Source organism: Candidatus Saganbacteria bacterium (assembly GCA_026387835.1).
Classification (GTDB): domain Bacteria; phylum Margulisbacteria; class WOR-1; order JAKLHX01; family JAKLHX01; genus JAPLKZ01.
Window position 1 is genome coordinate 170,586 of sequence record JAPLKZ010000005.1, and the last position, 17,418, is coordinate 188,003.

The window sequence follows — 17,418 nt, forward strand, 5'->3', positions numbered from 1 at the left end:
ACCGCACAATGAATAATAAATTCAGCTTATTTATTTTGTTCATTCTATTGCTGGGGCTTATCTCTGTCTGGACTGTCTTAATACCTAAAGAGACCGTTTCGGAAAAGATCTCAAAGACCCTCGTTGAGCAGAAAAAAAAAGCGGATATGTTCATGAAAGGCGTGACCTTCGCGGAGATCGTGGACGGCGTGAAATACTGGGAGATAAAATCCATCACCTCGCAGATAAACAAGACCACGGGCGTCGCGGTGTTGAGCGATATCAAAGGTTCCTTCTTTAAGAACGGCATCCCTTCGGTGAAGTTCGTTTCCCCGACCGTGAAATGGGACATGAACAGGAAAGAGATCAGGATAGAATCGCCTCTGGGATACGATAACAAGTTTAAGTTCGAGACCCCGTACCTTGACTGGTCCCTCAGTTCGAAGAAACTGTTCACCGACCAGGATGTCGTCTTTGAGGGCGACGGGATGACCGTGAAAGGAAAAGGCCTCTCGGCGGACGCCGGCCTTGAAACAATGGTCCTCAAAGGCGGTCCTAAAGCGGATATCAGCCAGGACGGCGAGACCATGGAGATAGAAGCAAGGACATTCGAGGTGAACGGTCAGACCGGTTCGATACTTGCGAGCGGCGAGGCAAAAGCCGAAAGAGGGGACCTTTCTATCAGGGCAGAAAGCCTGTTCTATGATAAGGAAAAGAACAAAGCCTCTGCGGCCGGCTCGGTCCGTATCTCATACAAGGATATCAGGGCCAGCTCTGATCATGCGGTCTATGACGTCAAAAATAACGCCATCTTTCTTTCGGGCTCCGCAAAAGCGACGAGAGAAGATAATGAGCTTACCGGCGACAAGTTGATAATAGACATCAAAAATAATAAAATAATGATCAGGGGCAGGACAAAAGTGATCGTCGACGAGAGCCTCCTTACAAAAGAAGCAAAATAAAAAATATGGAAGAAGTCCAGTCAATACAGCAATTAGAAGAGATCCTTGAGCGAAAAGGCCCTTCTTTCGACGTTATCATAATCGGCGGCGGGCCGGCCGGGCTCACTGCCGCGATATATTCCTCGCGTTCAGGCCTTAAGACGCTTTTAATAGAAAAAGCCCTCCTGGGCGGCCAGGCATCTCTTTGTCCGGCCATCGAAAATTATCCGGGTTTTCCTTCGGGGATATCCGGAGCGGAGCTCTCGTCAAGGCTCGAGGACCAGGCCAGGAAATTCGGGACTGAGATAATCTGGGGCGACGTGAACGGCATTTCGCTGGAGGGCGACCAAAAAAAAGTCGGTCTGAACGATAAGATATTTTCGGCAAAGGCCCTGATATTGGCATCGGGCGCAGAACCAAAAAAACTGAAGATCCCCGGTGAGGACGAGTTCAGGGGAAGGGGAGTATCATATTGCGCGACCTGCGACGGCGCTTTTTACAGGGACAAAGAACTTGTCGTGATAGGGGGAGGCAATTCGGCCGTGTCGGAAGCGATATTCCTGACAAAATTCGCGTCAAAGGTGGGGATCATCCACAGGAGAAGCGTATTAAGGGCCGATAAGGTGCTTGGGGACCGCGCTTCTTTTGAGCCGAGGATCTATTTTGTGTGGGACAGCGTGCCCGAAAAGATCAACGGAAAAGATACGGTCACTTCTATAGAAATAAAGAACGTGATAACGGGAAAAACCTCGAGGATAGAGACCGACGGAGTGTTCATCTATATCGGAGAACATCCCAATTCATCTCTTGTCAGGGGCCTTGTTGATATTTCGGAAGACGGATCCGTAATTGTCGATGACAGGATGATGACGTCATGCAAAGGCATATTTGCCGCCGGGGATGTCTGCCGGAAACATCTGAGGCAGATAGCGACAGCGGTCGGCGACGGTGCACTCGCGGCCGACTCGGCTCGAAAATATATCGAAAACATGATATAATTTTTTCTAGGAGGCTAAATAATTGGCAGTAATAACGATGAGACAATTGCTTGAAGCGGGCGTCCACTTCGGGCACCAGCGAAGGTTCTGGAACCCGAAGATGAAGACATACATTTTTTCGTCAAGGAACGATATCCATGTGATCGATCTCCATAAATCCATACCGCTGATAGAAAAAGCATACCAGTTCATCAAGAAGACCGTCGAGGATAAAGGGACCGTGCTTTTCGTCGGCACAAAAAAACAGGCCCAGGAAGCGATCGAGACGGAAGCAAAAAGGTGCGGCATGTTCTTCGTCAGCCAGAGATGGCTGGGCGGGACGCTCACTAATTTCAAGACGCTCAGAAAAAATATCGCGCGCCTTAAAGACATCGAAAAGATGGAAACGACCGGCATGTTCGAAAAACTCCCGAAAAAAGAGGTCGCAAAGCTCCAGAAGGAAAAAGCAAAACTGGACAGGATGCTGGGGGGAATAAGGGACATGTCATCCCTGCCGTCAGTGGTCTTCATCGTTGACACAAAAAAAGAGGTCATCGCCGTGAAGGAGGCCAGGAAACTGGGCATCCCGATAGTAGGGATAGTCGATACCGACAGCGACCCGGAAGAAGTGGACCACGCCATACCGGCCAACGACGACGCAATAAGATCGGTAAAACTCCTCACATCGATAATCGCGGATGCGGTGCTTGACGGAAGGCAGCTAACGGAACCCGGGCAGGAGTTCGGCATATCGATAGAGGACACGCCCGAAGAGCTCGCTGCGGCCATAGAGATCGAAAAGGAAGAACAGCTGCAGGACGTCAGCATCGAAAGCTTCATCAAAATACCCGACAAAGAAACCGAATAGAAAGGCCTTTGGAAATGGCTGTAACACCCGAGATGGTGAAAGAACTGCGTGAAAAAACGGGCTGTGGGATGATGGACTGCAAAAAAGCCCTTGAAGAGTCCGGGGGCGATATGGCAAAAGCGGCGGAGCATCTCAGAAAAAAAGGCCTTGCCTCAGCGGCTCAAAAAGCGGAAAGAGCGGCCTGCCAGGGCATTATCGAATCTTATATACATCTCAATTCTAATATCGGTGTGATGATCGAGCTGAACTGCGAAACAGATTTTGTCGCTAGGAACCCTGAATTCAAAGAGCTTGCAAGGGATATCGCGATGCAGGTGTGCGCGGCCTCGCCGATGTATGTCTCAAGAGAGTCCGTGCCGCAGGCGCATCTGGACCATGAAAAAGAAATAATAAAGGCCCAGTCAAAGACAGAAGGAAAGCCTGAGCATATCATAGAAAAGATGATGAAAGGCAGGATCGAAAAGTTCTACAGCGAGGTCTGCCTGGTAGATCAGCTTTTCATAAAGGACCAGGATAAAAAGATAAGCGACCTCATAAAAGAAAAGATAGCCAAGTTCGGCGAGAATATAGTAATAAAGCGCTTCACAAGATATCAAGTTGGAGAAAAGATCTAATACGCCCGTAATCTACCTCATAGATGGGAACTCTCTGGTCTACAGGGCTTTCTACGCCCTTCCCGACACGATGAAGACCGCTTCAGGCATCACAACAAACGCAATTTACGGTTTTACTAACATGCTTTTAAGGCTTCTCGATGACAAGCCGGATTACATCGCGATAGCTTTTGACAGGCCGGAACCCACTTTCAGGCACAAAGAATACTCTGAGTACAAAGCCCAGAGGCAGAAAGCTCCCGATACGTTAAGGCAGCAGTTCCCTTACATCAAGGAGTTGATCTCGATGTTTTCGATCCCGGTATTCGAGATGGCCGGTTTTGAAGCTGACGACATCGTGGCCACGATCGCAAAAAAGGCCGAGAAAGACGGGATGAAAGCGGTGATAGTCACGGGAGACAAAGACACTTTTCAGCTCATCAATGACAGTATAAATGTTCTTACCGCGGTAAAAGGCATAACCGAGACCATGCTTTACGACAGCACTAAGGTCAAAGAAAGGTTCGGGATAGAACCCAAATTCCTTCTTGATTATAAATCCCTTGCCGGTGACCCGTCGGATAACATACCCGGAATCCCGGGGGTGGGGGAAAAGACGGCGGTATCCCTGATATCAAAATTCGGTGACCTTGAGTCGATAATAAAGAACGCCGATACTCTTGAAGGTAAACTTAAAGACAAGATAAAAAACAATGTCGGGATCGCCCGTCTTTCAAGAAGGCTGGCCGAACTGGTGACGGACATGCCGCTGGACATAGATTTCAAGAAACTTGAAAGGAAAGAAATAGACTGGCCTTCAGTGTTTCCGCTCCTTGAAAAGTTCGAGTTCAAAAGCCTTCTGAAAAAATACGGCAAGGACCAGACAATCGGTTTGTTCGCACAGGAAAGCAGGGAAAAAGTCAGGCAGGCCGACGAGAATACGGATTATAAGTTGATAGAGAACGGCAAAGACCTCGATTCTCTTATCGGAGAGATCAGATCAGCAGGCGCATTTGCTTTTGATACGGAGACTACATCACTTGATACAATGACTGCCAAGCTTATAGGCATTTCAATATCCTGCAAATTATGCAAGGCTTCTTTTATCCCTGAAGGTATTATTTCAAAGTTTGGAAATGCAGAAAAACTGAAGGATATATTTGCGGACTCAGAAATAAAAAAATACGGCCATAATCTTAAATATGACATAGAGATCCTTAACGGTCACGGCATAGAAGTCCACGGTATAGATTTTGACACTATGGTAGCCGCATATATTCTGGACCCGACTGCAGGGAAATTCGGCTTAAAGTTCCTCGGAGCAAAGTATTTCGGAAAGATCATGACCAGCTATGAAGAGCTCATGCTTGCTGACAATGCAAAGGATATCAAGAACACGGATATTGAAGATCTCAAAAATTATGCCTGTGCCGATGCGGATATCACATTCCGGCTCCAGGAAGTGCTGCGTAAAGAACTGACGGAAAAAGGGCTTCTCAGCATATTTTCAAATATCGAAGTGCCCCTGATCGAGGTCCTTGTGAAGATGGAGGAGGACGGCGTCTCGATCGACGAGGCAAAGCTTTCTTTCCTGTCAAAGGACGTTTCCAAAAGGATCGAACGCCTTGAGATAGAGATATATGCCATCTGCGGCGAGAAGTTCAATATCAACTCTCCAAAACAGCTTGCCGAGATACTTTTTAATAAGCTGAAGCTCCCGAAAGGCAGAAAGACAAAGACGGGACAGTCAACTGACGCGTCAGTCCTTGAATCCCTGGCCGGCAATTTCGAGATTGCGCAAAAACTTCTCGAGTACAGGCAGCTCGCAAAGCTGCAGAGCACTTATATCGACGCGCTTCCCCAGATGGTCAACAAGAGGACGGGAAGGATACACACGTCATTTAACCAGATCATCACGGCGACAGGCCGCCTTTCAAGCAGCGATCCAAACCTGCAGAACATACCGATAAGATCGGACCTCGGCAAGATGATAAGGGATGCTTTTGTTCCTGCAAATGACGGGGACATGATCCTGTCCGCCGATTATTCTCAGATAGAGCTACGCATACTCGCGCACCTCAGTAAAGATCCGGAACTGATAAAGGATTTTATCGAAGACAAGGATATTCACTCCGCTACCGCGGCTGACATATTTGGTGTCAAATTCGAAGAAGTAACAAAGGAGATGAGGACCTTCTCGAAAACGATAAACTTCGGCATTGTTTACGGTATGAGTTCCTACGGTCTCGCGAAAACACTCAACATCAAACCCAGAGAGGCTGAAGAATACATCTCTAAATATTTCAACAAATATAAAGGTGTAAAGGCGTTCATGGACAACACGATTCTTTTTGCAAGAAAGAACGGCTATGTCGAGACCCTTCTCGGCAGGAGAAGGTATTTAAGGAATATCGACAGCTACAACCAGAACGAGAGGCAGGCTGAAGAGAGGATAGCTGTCAACACACCGGTGCAGGGAACAGCCGCCGATATAATCAAAGCGGCTATGATAAAGATCTATAATAGACTGAATGTAAGGGCGGGTTTAAAACCCGCCCCTCTCAGATCAAAAATGATACTTCAGATCCACGATGAGCTTGTGTTCGAATGCCCGAAGGAAGAAGTCGAACAAGTTAAGACGCTTGTCAGGGATCTCATGTCAACGGCCGTTCCTCTTGATGTCCCCGTCAAAGTCGATATCGGTGTTGGGAAAAGCTGGGGCCAGGCGAAGTAAAAATACCATTGTCCTTCGTACTCAGATTCTTAATAAATACTTTTAATTAGCGCCTTACCGAAATAATGTGGACAGGTGAAATTCTTGGCGGAAAAACACGATGATTATATTGATAACATATGAATATTCAGGGATTTACAATGAGAAATATTTCCGCTTCCATGAGGAGCGGGTGTATCCCGGCGAGGGCACTGACTGAATTTGACAGGCAAAGATTTCGTATCGTTAAAGGTCTTCAGGATCCGTACGGCCGGTTTGTTTATGCCCCGGAATCTGCGAGCATTTCCATGACACGAAAGTGCAATTCAACCTTTTGCCCTCAATGTGCCCCTGATTCTACAGCAGGTTCAAACCTTTCTCTAAGCAGAGAACAAGTCAAAAAAATTATGGGCGATCTCGCAGAGATTCCCATCAATATGCTATATATCGAGGGTGGCGAACCGACACTTGAACTTGATAATACATTACTGGCGTCCCGTCTTGGAGCGCATATTTTAAACATGTACGGATTTAGTCTCGAGAGCAATCTCTCGTGGGCATCTACAGAGGATAGCACAACTGAAATGCTGTCAAGGCTGGCAACCCAGGGGATCGAGCGAAATAGAAAAATCTTTGTGACAGGAGGGAACCTCGACTCTTTTCATGATTTTGTCCCATTGCAAAATCACATCAATCTTGTGCGTCAATTCTGGCGATATTTCCCAAGCGGGGAAATGGTATTCTCCCGTTTGGAAGACCCTAACGACGACTCGGTAACAAGATTTATCCAACTTCTTAAGGAACAAGGCTGGCGTTGCGATTATAAGGAGATCCCGACAGACCCAGAATTATATCAAACTCCGGCAGTTGAAGAGATAAATATTGATATGGGGTCCCATGCGGGAGGTAAAAGAAAGATCTGCATACAGCATAAATTCCCTGTCCTTGTAGGCAGGGGAAAACAGCTGAGGCAAACCCCTTACTTGGACTGGCTAAACGCAGCAAGAGGAAAGCAGGTCGACATGCGAGAAGATAAAAGCACTATATTTCCTGAAGCTGTCGAAAGCGAAGGGCAAATCGTGAGCATAGGATGGGACGGTCTCGTTTATCTTAATCCTATGTTCATGCATACGCAGACGTATCCGCTGGGCTCGATCGACGAGGAAGACCTGTATTCGATAATCAAGAGGGCAAATAAAGATCCGCTAGTGAGACGGCTGGTGGCAAGAGGATTCGGAAGTATTTTTAGGGTCGCTGCAAAGATATTTCCGCAGCTTGCGCATTTTGACCCAAGGCTGGGCATAAATGAAATCTGCATAGATACTCTTCAAAATCCTGAGCAGAATCTTGCAATACTTGAAGGGATATTGAGAGAAGAAGGAGAGTTAACTACTGCAGCGGCAAGGTTGAAATCCGCCCCGGATAGTATTGACATAAAAGCTGCATTACAGGACTATGCGAGCCGGGACTGGACAGGAATCGAGAATACTTTTGTATGGTGCGCAACAGATAAGGTCGCGGAGCTTACGGTAGAAAAGCAGATTGAGACGATCAGCGCAACGGACCTCAAAGGATTTGAGACGCAGATCCTGTTCTCTCTTGTAATGAGAGCAGAAGAAAAAAGGAAAAAAGAGCTGCTGTGCATGGCGGTGGCGGATAAAGCACTTTTATTAAAACTTTTTGGCCCGCCGATGTATTCGGATTATATTGACGGGCAAAAAGAGTTTGCCTGTAAAGTATTTGCGGGCATAATTGCGGAAAAGGGGAGTATCCCTCTTCCTGCAGACGAAAAAGAAGAAAAACCGTTTTTAGACGTGCTTGTGGCATTATTAAACATCGGCGCGATAGATATTTTCTTTAAAAAATATGAAGTATTGCCTGGCACTGATCAAGCAAAGATGAATAAAATCATTTTAAAAGACGCCGATCTTTTCTCTGTAATTGTTGACAGATTAGGGGACGCATGGATGAAGAAAGGCCCGAAATGATATCTGTAAAAGCTGGGGCCAGGCGAAGTAATCGCCCCATTATTCCGCTCAAAATGGATGAAATAATTTAAATAAATAATCGATATATTTATATGCAATTCAAATGGATACATGAAGGGCCGATATATCAGGCGATGGTTAAAGACCATGGAGGTTTTACCGCTATAAAAAGAAGATTGCCTTATCTTGCGGAAAGGAATATAAAGACTATTTGGTTATGCGGCGTCCAAGAGAACCATAACGGGGTCTCGCCCTTCGCCTTAACGGACCCGCTGGCAGTCGAAAAAAAATATGGTACCGAGGACGATCTAAGGGATCTGATCAATACCGGGCATGAAAAGCACGGGTTCAGGTTCATCGGTGATTCCATATTGAACCACGTTTCAAGAAGCAGTGCATTACTAAGGAGCCATTCTGACTGGTTCTTAAGATACCCGAGCGGTTGGATAAGATATGGCACTGACCTTAACAATGAAAGCGTAGATAAGCCTTTTGTGCCGGGAAAAGATTGTTGGAGGTTCGAGGATACGGCGCAATTTGATTTCCTGGCCCCGGGATTAAAACAGTATTTGATAGACTCCGGATATTTCATGCTTAACCTAGGCTTTGACGGGCTGAGGATGGATGCGCCAATGGCGCTCCTAAAAAATAGAATGAAATATAATTGGTACCGGGGCAGAGAACATGAAGTGGATAAAGTGTTCCGGGATGAACTCCTCAGAGAGTTCATATATCTTATGAGGGAAAGAAGAAATGATGCCTGTTTTGTGGCGGAATCTTTTCAGATGCATAAAGAGATGATCTCTTGCGGGATCGATGTGGCCTATGATCCGGGATGCGTATATAAGGCATACGATGTTTTTAAACGTCTTGCAGATGTGGAGACATTCGATAGATATCTCAGCGACATCTGTTCGAATGGAGGTGAAAGTTCGTTCTGCATGGCCCATTTCAAGGACGGACATGATATAAGGGATACCCGCTGCAATGACGAAGGAATGAAAAAACCAAGGAACCTTGACCCTGCCGAGCTCAAGGTGGTGGCGACGCTTATTGCGACCATGCCCGGGGTGCCGATGTTATTCAACGGGGAGCTTGAGGCGGTCAGAGGATACGGCTATGACAGGGAAGGCACTTCTTTTATAGATTTCGGCAACATCGACGGTGACCTTGCCTCTTTCAATTATGCCCTTTCCAAATTGTGGCGCATGCCGCTGTTCAGACAAGGCGGAACCGATTATCTTCCTACAAGGGACGGATGGACATCCGGCGGTATAAGGGCATTTGCGAGGCAGTTCAACGGCGAAAAGGCTGTCGTCGCGGTAAATATGCATTCAGATTACGCGTGGACAGCTTACAGGTCATTTGGTGTCGATCCTCTTCTCTGGGGTCTTGGGGACGGCCGTAAGATCATGGTGCGTGACATGATGACCGGCCAGCTGTTCCATGAGACGTCAGCCGGTGATCTGAGGACGAACGGACTTAAAGTCGGGCTTTGGCCCAAGGGTTCTCAGGTCCTGCAGCTGATACCGAAAGATTGATCCTTCCGGCGCATTTCTTAGAGCACCTAAAAAATACTGAAATTTCAGATATTTCCCGACGATAGATATATGAGTTCAAAAAGAGCTCAATTAATAAGTTCCAATAAAGGAGAAATGCGATGAGTATATATGCTTTTCAAGCTGGATCAAAAAGAATAGATATTGGCGGACGTCTGGCAATGGACGTGCTTCCCGCGGCTCATCTTAAGAGGTTCCTGGCTAACGGGATCCTTCCGAGAACCCGGCTTTACGGAGATTTACGCACAGTCGATCTCAGAAATCCTAATATGCCGGTCGAAGTGGAGGAGGCGGCACGCCTTCAGAAATTCCTCGGCAAGGAAGCATATGCCAAAATGGCCGCCCGCGAGCCTATTCAACTTGCTGTCAGGACTTCGGTAAACACGCCAAAATATGCTATGAATGAATATCCTTATAAATATATATCGCTTGCATTTTCCCTTTTTGGCAGCCCCGGCGAAGGACGGGCATATAATATGGTCATAACTCCGTATGCCGGGCTAAGTCATCCGGTCATGGAATTTAACTGGGCGGATATATTTTCGCACGGCACAGACTGTTTACCGTATTTCAATCTGACAAGACTTGAGATCATCAAGAACCCAGACACTAACTCGACTTCAAAATTCCTTGTCAGGAGAATGCAGCTGGTTGACAGGCATGACCAGGGACTGGCAGCTGTTTTTTTCAAGAACACTCCGTTATCCGCCTGGACGGGACTTGTCGATCCTCCCGGAACGAAAGGGAAGGATAACAGATATATGGGAATGTATTTTTTGGGCAATTTAGCCTGCGCGCTTGACCGTATCGAGAAAATGTTCCCTGTGCATCAAGCTCTTGATCGCGATTTGAGAAAGAAAGAAGAGGCTTAGGATTAAGCAATATCTGTTTATTTGTTAAAACCTGTTTAACGGCTAAAAAGTTGTAGTTCGCCCCTTTTTATCAGATCTTAACGTTCTGAAGAAATCTTTTAATATATCCATGCAATCTTCTTTGCAAACGTCCTTGATAATTTTTACCTTGTGATTTAACCGCTTGCTCTTTAAGATGTTCATGATGCTTCCCGCAGCCCCGGCTTTCGGGTCAGCAGTGCCATAGATCAAAGTCCTTATCCTTGAAAGGACCATGGCTCCGGCGCACATGGGGCAGGGCTCGAGCGTTGTGTACAGATCGACCTTGTTAAGTCTCCATGTTTTCATCTTTTTTACTGCTTTTTGCAGGCACAGAAGCTCGGCATGGGCGGTCGGGTCATTCCTTTTTTCTTTCTCGTTGTGAGCCCTTGCGATGACCTTGCCGTCGAGGACCGCCACTGCGCCGATGGGAACGTCGCCGGTCTTAAGTGCTTTGTTGGCCTCTTTGATGGCAGACCGCATAAAATGTTCATGTTTCATTCTTCAATTTTACCTTTCTCTATGCTAAAATGAAAGGCACAAATGGCAAAAGAAAAGATAATAATGGACGGCCCGGATATAGCAAGAGCCGTCAAAAAAATAGCGCATGAGATAATCGAAAAGAACAAAGGCGCCAAGAACATCGTTTTCGTGGGGATTCTTGAAGGCGGCTACCCGCTTGCGAAGAGGATTGCCAATATCATTAAAAGTGCAGCGGGTGAAAACATCGACGTTGGCGGGATCGACGTGTCTTTTTACAGGGACGATCTCATGGTAAAAGGGAAGAATATAACACCGAAAAAATCAGATATCCTATTCTCTGTGGACAAGAAGACCGTTATCCTCGTCGATGATGTGCTTTTCCACGGGAGGACCGTGCGTGCCGCCCTCGACAACCTGAACGATTACGGAAGGCCTTCCAGGGTCCAGCTTGCAGTTCTGATCGACCGCGGCAACCGCGAGCTCCCGATACAGAGCGACTTCTGCGGAAAGAAGATATCCACCACTCCTGATGATGACGTCAAAGTGTATCTTGCTGAAAATAACGGAACAGACAAAGTGACCGTAAAATAGAGACCCTCCTAACATGACAAAACAAGTCTTCGTGGTAGAAGCCTCTGCCGGCACCGGAAAAACATTTGCCCTCGCGAAAAGATATATCGATCTTCTGACAGATAAAAATAATCAAGATCAGGATAACTCGTTCAGGAGTATCCTGGCCATCACTTTTACAAATAAGGCCGCCAGTGAGATGAAGGGCCGGATCATGCGCTTTATGAAAGAGATAGCTATTAAGAATACGGATAGTTCACTACAGTCGCTGGACGCTCTCGTCCACAATTACAATTATTTCCAGGTGCAGACTATAGACAGTTTTGTTAATACGATAATTTCAGCTTGTGCTTTCAGGGCAGGACTGACGGCTGATTTTGAGGTCCGTAAGGACCATATCGATTATCTTTCGTACAGCCTTGATGATCTCATCGATTCTTCGGGAGCGGATAAAGAGGTCAGCAAGGTGTTTAGCAATTTCCTCGATCATTATATATTTATTGAGAACAAAACAAGCTGGTTCCCGAGAGAGGATATCCTGGCGATCTTAAGGTCCATGTATTTCGATTCAAATATATACGGAATGGGTTTTAATAAATATGAGACAAAAGAAGATGTAAGGCAAATAAAGAAAAAGACCTTTTCTCTGATAGCGAAACTCGCGTCAAAAGATCTTAAAGGAGTGAACAAGAACTTTATCGCTAGCCTTAATAAATTCATTGATAGATCAAAGACAGGCTTTTCGATCGAAGATGTTTCCGATTATTTCAAAAGGAACGAGATCCCGGTCAATAAAGGGTTTGAAGTATCAGAGGGTGTTGATGAGCTCTGGTCAAAGATCAAAAAGAGCCTGTGCGATCTGTGCGAAACAGAAGCGTTCTCGACATTCAACTGCTACGTGGATATCTATGGCCTTGTGATGAAAGATTTTGAAAAGGCCGCAAGGGCCCAGGATGTAATGTTCCTTGAAGAGCTGAACAGCAAGGCTCTTCAAATAAAGGAGATGATAGATGTTCCTGAGCTTTACTGGCGGCTTGCCACAAGATACAGGCATTTTCTTCTTGATGAGTTCCAGGACACCAGCTTTCTGCAATGGAACAATCTTTATCCGATGATAGAAGAAGCTCTTTCAACAGGGGGCACTCTATTTTATGTCGGGGATAAAAAGCAGTCAATTTACAGGTTCAGGGGGGCGGCGCCCGTGCTTTTTGGCCAGGCAAAGGAACAGCTGAACAATTTTGAGGGTTCAGTGCAGACCATAAATATGAATTACCGCAGCCAGAAGGAGATAGTCGATTTCAACAATATGATCTTTTCGGATGAAAACCTGAACTCGTTTATTTCAAAATTATCCGAGAAAAATGAGGATGTCAATGAGTTTGCCGCAGATATGCTCGAATTGTATAAAAATTCAAAGCAGCAATATCTTGAAGGCAATTTATACGGGAAAGTAACTGTCGAAGCAGTAGACGATAAAGATGATCAGGACTCGTCAGAAATAATCGAGCAAAAGGTCATTGCAGCGGTCAAAGATCTTCAAACGAGGTCGGATCTTAATGATATTGCCATATTGTGCCGTGATAATGATGATGTCCAGATCGTCACATCCTGGCTCCTGAAAGAGAGTATTCCGGTGGAATCATTCCTTACCTTGAGCATCAGGGAGAACGCGCTGATAAAAGAAGTAATATCTTTTTTGAAGTTCTTGACCTCACCCGTGGACAATCTTGCTTTCGGCTCATTCATAACAGGATCGATCTTTCTCAAAATATCCGGTATTGATGCAAAAGAGATCGAATCTTTCATAATAGGGTGGGACAGGGGAAAAGCCCGCGAAAGATATCTATACAAAGAATTCAAAAGCAAATATGCAGAGATCTGGGGATCTTTGATCGAAGAGTTCTTCAATTCAATAGAGTTTGTTCCGCTATATGAATACATGATCAGGACGATCGGTTCATTCCGAGTTATGGAGAATTTCCCCGGTCAGCAGGGCTTTTTCATGAAGCTTCTTGAAGTAATAAAAGATAAAGAGGAGGACATACAGAACGTTGAAAGTTTCATCAAGTATTTTGATGAGACAAAAGATGACCTGTTCGTAAACGCGGCCGGTTCAGATTCAGTGAAGGTCATGACAGTTCACAAAGCCAAGGGGTTAGGTTTCGGGGCGGTCATCCTGCCGTACCTGCGGATGGATGTGAAGGTCACCGGAAGAGGAAGATCGGGTGCCGTGATAGAGGGCGGGGGCAGGCTTTCTATCGTCAGGTTAAAAGAAAAATACAATAACTACTCAAATAAACTAAAAGAGATCTATCTGCAGGAATACAAAAGAGCCTTTATTGATGAGTTGAACAATGTTTATGTCGCTTTGACCAGGGCAAAGAACGAGCTGTATGTCTTTGTCCCGCCAAGATCGGGGAACGCAATGAATCCGGTCAGATGTCTGCTGCCAGAAAAGTTTGAAAGCGGTACGGCAAAAAAATATCCATCTGATATTCCTTCGGAGGAACCGGTTGAGATCAAAACATCAAGATACAGAGATGTGATATCCCTTCTTGAAGATGACGAACATATCAAAGAATCAAAAGTCATTGACAGGGAGAAAAAGATCGCGGGAGACATGGCGCATCTGGTCCTTTCCTTTATAAGAAGTCTAAAAGGAAAAGATGTTGAGGCCGAGATCAATGCGGCATTCCTGAAGGCCGGATCAAAATATTTGAAACACGATCTGGAGCATGTCAGGACCGCGGTTGAAAAGCTGATAAATGATAAGAAAGCGGCTGCTTTTTTCTTTGCGGCGGACGGAGAGATCTTTACTGAACAAGAAGTTATTACGTCAGAAGGACGGCTTTTCAGGATAGACCGGTTGATAGCGAAAAAAGATGAGGCGATAGTCGTGGATTATAAAAGCTCAAAAGATAACCACGAAGAATATGTGACGCAACTGACAAATTATATGGGATTGATCAAAGGAATATTCAGAAAGTCCAAGGTCAGGGGCTTTCTGGTCTATCTGGATACAACTGACATCGAGGAGATCCATGGATAATGTAAGAACATTCGCCCTCAGCGATAACTTTATCGCAAGAACAGCCGATTTTATTATCGATAACTTCGGCCCGTCAATGGATCTCAGCAGGATCGCCTGTATTTATACTAACAAACGGCCCTCTCTTTTCCTTAACCGGGAGCTTGCTTATAAGATAAAGAATAATTTCTTTCCGCCAAAAGCTTTTGTGATGGACGAGTTCGTGGAGCATCTGCTGCTTAAAAGAGAAAAGTTCTCAAGGATATCTTCGACGGAGGCAGCCTACATCATATACAGGTTAATAGAGGACATAGATCCTTCATTGCTAAAAGGAAGGGCATCATTCTCAAGCTTTTTCCCGTGGGCGAGAGAGATCTACTCATTTATACAGCACCTTGATCTGGAGGATATCAAACCCGAAGCGCTTTCGGCTGTTGAAAAAAGCGCGGCTATCGGTTATGAAATACCAGAAACAATAAACAGTCTGTTGCTGAACATAAATAAGGTCCGCGATCTGTTGCATAAGAAAATGGAAGAGACAAAGTCATATTCAAGAGGATATCAGTATCTGAAAGCCCAGAAAATGATCGCAGAAGAAGACCTTCCTGAATATGAAAAGATATTGTTCTGTAATTTCTTTTATCTTCAGAGAACAGAAAAGCAGATAATAAAACGCCTGCATGAGAAAGACAAGGCTGTATTGCTGTTCCAGGGGGAGGAAGCTTCCTGGCCGGTGCTGAAGGAAAACGCCAGATATTTTAATGTCAGTATTTCAGCCGGTCATAAAGACGCAAAAGATCCCGGGCTGAATATTTACAGCGCGCACGACAGCCACAGCGAAGCAGCGGTCGCAGGACAGATACTGGGCGGCATAAAAAAACAGGATTCAGCCGTGGTAGTCCTTCCCGATGCTTCGTCTTCTCTGCCACTGCTATCGGAGATATCGTCATCTGTCAAGGATTTTAATGTTTCTGTGGGTTATCCGCTGAAGAGAAGCTCCTTATATGTGCTTCTTAAGATGATATTTGAGGCCCAGCTTACCGCAAAAAATAACAAATATTATTCAAAACATTACCTGGCAGTGATGATGCACCCGCTGGCAAAGAACATTAAACTTCTTTCAAAAAGGGAGCATTCAAGGATACTTGTCCATAAGATAGAAGAAAGTCTGAAGGGTTTTGAAAGGTCCAAGGTATCGGGCAGTCTTTTTATTGACCTTAAGGAAGTGTTAAACGATAACAAGATCCTTTCCCTGGTCAACGGGATGATAGATGACCCGGATATCAAGATAGAAGACTTGAGATCGGCGCTTAAGGAGCTCCATGAAATATTATTCAAAAAATGGGAAAAGATCTTAACCCCTTCGCAGTTCGCGGCATGCCTGCATGAATTCACTGAGATTATGGGCCGGTCAAGCATCCTCGGATGTTATCCGCTCAATTATTCTGTAGCTCAGAAGCTGTTCGATTGCGCTGATATGCTGAAAAACTGTTCATTTGCCGAGGAGCACTTTGAAAAATCAGAGATATTTAAGATATTTGAAGACATTATGGGGAGCAAGAAAGTGGATTTTTCAGGGACCCCTCTTAAAGGATTGCAGGTACTCGGACTTTACAAGACGCACTGCCTTAATTTTGATGAGGTGATAGTGCTGGACGTGAACGAAGGCGTTTTGCCAAGCACAGGCCTTAGCCAGCCGCTTATCCCGAGAGAAGTAATGCTGGGCTTAGGGCTTTCCAGGATCCTGAGGGAAGAAGAGATCGAGCGTTACCAGTTCATGAGATTGATATCCAGTGCGGAGAATGTTCATTTAATATATAAAAACGACGATAAAAGCACAAGGAGCAGGTTCATAGAAGAGCTTATCTGGCAGAGGGAGAAAAAAGAAAGGAAACTGGATATCATCAAGGTCAAAAAAGTAATAATCCCTTCTTCATATAGCAGTTCCAAACAAGAAGCCGGAAAGACGCCTGAAATATTAAAGCGTTTAAAAGGGCAGGTTTTTTCACATTCATCCGTGAACACTTATATGGATTGCCCGAAGCAATTCTATTTCAGATATGTGCTCGGGTTGAGAGAGAAAGAAAGCCTGCTGTCGGATATCGAGGCTTCGGATATAGGGAATTTCATCCACGAATTGCTTGAAAGCGCGTACAAGGACGTCAAAGGAAGTAAACCCGATATTAACGCGGATTTCAGAAAAAAGCTTTTCACTTTGTTCAATAAAGAATTTGAAGCGTTCTTTTCAAAAAGGATGGCGTCGGATTCGTTCCTGCTTAAAGAACTGGTAAAGAACAAGCTTGATTCGTTCCTGGCGTTCGAGAAAGACAGGAATATCCGGAAAATTATCTGTCTCGAAGAAAAAGTCGACGGTCTGATAGGCGATTTCAATTTCACCGCGAAGATCGACCGGATAGATGAGCTTGAGGACGGGACTATATTGGTCATTGATTATAAAACAGGGGATATAGAAAAGTTGCCATCGAAAAATGACGGGTCGCTGCTCAATCTGTCCGACAGAAAGACCATAAAGAAGATCATTAAATCTTTTCAGTTGCCGATCTATCTTCATCTTGCAGAAAAAGAGCTAAAGTTCAGCAAAATGAACGCTGCTTTGTACGGTATAAAGACAACGGAAATCAAACCTCTATGGAAAGATGAAGCTGAAGACAGGAAACAACACCTGCTGACAGTTTATATCGGTCTTCTTAAGAAGATATTGAACGAGATAATTGATCCGGATGTAAACTTCATGGCAGATGATGAAGACGAAAAACAATGCGACAGGTGCCCCTATTTTTATATGTGCAGATAGGAGATATCGCCAGT

12 protein-coding genes are annotated in these 17,418 nt (G+C 45.2%); 11 read left to right on the forward strand and 1 reads right to left on the reverse strand.

What is annotated here, in order from left to right; all coding sequences use genetic code 11:
- Nucleotides 1-8: 8 nt before the first annotated feature.
- The 8 genes from lptC (at nucleotide 9) to NTZ10_01765 (ending at nucleotide 10,490) form a co-directional block, all read left to right on the forward strand.
- The gene (lptC, locus tag NTZ10_01730) at nucleotides 9-941 is read left to right on the forward strand and encodes an LPS export ABC transporter periplasmic protein LptC (protein MCX5748954.1); all 933 of its coding nucleotides are present in this window, start codon (nucleotides 9-11) and stop codon (nucleotides 939-941) included.
- Nucleotides 942-946: 5 nt separating this feature from the next.
- Entirely contained in the window at nucleotides 947-1,918 is a 972-nt protein-coding gene (trxB, locus tag NTZ10_01735; GenBank protein ID MCX5748955.1) for a thioredoxin-disulfide reductase, read from the forward strand.
- A 22-nt stretch (nucleotides 1,919-1,940) separates the two neighbouring features.
- Entirely contained in the window at nucleotides 1,941-2,765 is an 825-nt protein-coding gene (rpsB, locus tag NTZ10_01740; GenBank protein ID MCX5748956.1) for a 30S ribosomal protein S2, read from the forward strand.
- A 14-nt stretch (nucleotides 2,766-2,779) separates the two neighbouring features.
- Nucleotides 2,780-3,379: a translation elongation factor Ts gene (gene tsf, locus NTZ10_01745; protein ID MCX5748957.1), complete on the forward strand. Its 600-nt coding sequence runs from the start codon at nucleotides 2,780-2,782 to the stop codon at nucleotides 3,377-3,379.
- A complete protein-coding gene (gene polA / locus NTZ10_01750; GenBank protein MCX5748958.1) occupies nucleotides 3,363-6,092 on the forward strand; it encodes a DNA polymerase I in 2,730 nt (909 codons plus the stop codon). The genes tsf and polA overlap by 17 nt, the downstream gene beginning before the upstream one ends.
- 416 nt (nucleotides 6,093-6,508) lie before the next feature.
- Nucleotides 6,509-8,059, forward strand: coding sequence for a hypothetical protein (locus tag NTZ10_01755; protein MCX5748959.1), 1,551 nt, complete (start codon nucleotides 6,509-6,511; stop codon nucleotides 8,057-8,059).
- Between the two features lie 92 nt (nucleotides 8,060-8,151).
- The gene (locus tag NTZ10_01760) at nucleotides 8,152-9,600 is read left to right on the forward strand and encodes an alpha-amylase family glycosyl hydrolase (protein ID MCX5748960.1); all 1,449 of its coding nucleotides are present in this window, start codon (nucleotides 8,152-8,154) and stop codon (nucleotides 9,598-9,600) included.
- Between the two features lie 119 nt (nucleotides 9,601-9,719).
- Nucleotides 9,720-10,490: a hypothetical protein gene (locus NTZ10_01765; GenBank protein MCX5748961.1), complete on the forward strand. Its 771-nt coding sequence runs from the start codon at nucleotides 9,720-9,722 to the stop codon at nucleotides 10,488-10,490.
- Between the two features lie 42 nt (nucleotides 10,491-10,532).
- Here the strand turns inward: NTZ10_01765 and tadA are convergent, their stop codons facing one another.
- Nucleotides 10,533-11,009, reverse strand: coding sequence for a tRNA adenosine(34) deaminase TadA (gene tadA, locus NTZ10_01770; GenBank protein ID MCX5748962.1), 477 nt, complete (start codon nucleotides 11,007-11,009; stop codon nucleotides 10,533-10,535).
- A 42-nt stretch (nucleotides 11,010-11,051) separates the two neighbouring features.
- Here tadA and pyrR point away from each other — a divergent pair, with 42 nt between their 5' ends.
- From pyrR to NTZ10_01785, 3 genes are read left to right on the forward strand one after another with little or no spacing between them, the layout of a single operon-like run.
- A complete protein-coding gene (gene pyrR, locus NTZ10_01775; GenBank protein MCX5748963.1) occupies nucleotides 11,052-11,582 on the forward strand; it encodes a bifunctional pyr operon transcriptional regulator/uracil phosphoribosyltransferase PyrR in 531 nt (176 codons plus the stop codon).
- Between the two features lie 13 nt (nucleotides 11,583-11,595).
- A complete protein-coding gene (locus NTZ10_01780; GenBank protein MCX5748964.1) occupies nucleotides 11,596-14,610 on the forward strand; it encodes a UvrD-helicase domain-containing protein in 3,015 nt (1,004 codons plus the stop codon).
- A complete protein-coding gene (locus NTZ10_01785; GenBank protein ID MCX5748965.1) occupies nucleotides 14,603-17,404 on the forward strand; it encodes a PD-(D/E)XK nuclease family protein in 2,802 nt (933 codons plus the stop codon). The genes NTZ10_01780 and NTZ10_01785 overlap by 8 nt, the downstream gene beginning before the upstream one ends.
- Nucleotides 17,405-17,418 lie beyond the last annotated feature (14 nt).